The 1,170-nt window shown below is 46.5% G+C and carries 1 protein-coding gene; it reads left to right on the top strand.

Going from position 1 to position 1,170, the window contains the following annotated elements; genetic code table 11:
- Positions 1 to 336: 336 nt before the first annotated feature.
- On the top strand, positions 337 to 1,170 hold an 834-nt coding region (locus tag R7P35_RS25360), incomplete at its 3' end, for a PhoX family protein (RefSeq protein ID WP_318093170.1).

Raw genomic sequence — 1,170 nt, 5'->3', positions numbered from 1 at the left:
TGAGTACGTACACCTTATACCTTCTATCATACTTTAGCCCAAGTAAAATCAGAATGAAGCGATACAGTTGGCGATTATGTAATCAAACCTAAGGATAGGTTGGCGTTGTGCACGATTTTTGAGCTCTGGAGTGTTGCATTGCTCGCTGTGGGAAGTGAGAGAGGAGGAATATATGAAGAGTCGATAGGGATACGGAGTTGCCGTGTCTCGTTTATTGAGTGATCACATCATTGAAATACAAGTTTCATATAGATTGAGCATTTCTGTCATTTTTCTTCTCCAAACTTCTTGCCGTTCAACAATTTATTCACTAACTATAAGATCGGGAAAGTAAAAATGAGCAAGGAAACCTTCGACGCAACGCGTTATAACCAAAGCGATAACAAGCCTTTTGAAGAAGTACTAGAAGCGAGTCTATCTCGTCGTAGCATCTTAAAAGGTGGCCTTGGTATCAGCGCAATGACTGCGTTTGGTGCTTTTGGATTGGCGGGCTGTAACTCTTCGAGCTCTGGCACGTCGGCAAGTAACGGTTCTGGCGTTTCGAAAGCGGTACTTAACTTTGACTCAATTCCTGGCTCGTTGACTGATGCCGTTTCTATTCCACAGGGTTATACCGCTCAGGTACTGGTACCTTGGGGTACACCGCTGAATGCTCAAGGCAGCGCGTGGAAAAATGATGGCAGCAATACCAGCTCAGACCAACTTAACGCGTTGGGCATGCACCATGATGGCATGCACTTTTTCCCATTAAATGACAGTACGACCGACGGCCTGCTTTGCATCAACCATGAATACATTGATACATCAGCACTGCATCCAAACGGTCCAACAGTTGCGAATGGCGTTCGCACAATAGTTGATGAAGTTCGCAAAGAGATTAACGCTCACGGCGTTTCCGTTGTTCGTATTCAGCTAGAAGACAATATGTGGAAATTGGTGGATACCGATCCGCTTAACCGCCGATACACTGGTGCGACAGTGATGGATTTATCTGGCCCAGTCGCTCACACGGCGCTTACTGTGACGCGTTTTTCGCCTGATGGCAGCCAAGCTCGTGGTACGTTAAACAACTGTGGCAACGGCTATACGCCGTGGGGCACTTACCTCACGTGTGAAGAGAACTGGCCTGGTTACTTCGTTAATACGGGGACTCGTACAGAAGAACAAGAT

The sequence above is a fragment of the Vibrio sp. Vb0304 genome (assembly GCF_033338995.1).
GTDB classification, from domain to species: domain Bacteria; phylum Pseudomonadota; class Gammaproteobacteria; order Enterobacterales; family Vibrionaceae; genus Vibrio; species Vibrio alginolyticus.
Note: the sequence above shows the minus strand (reverse complement) of the source record. Positions and strands in the feature narration are given on the sequence as shown.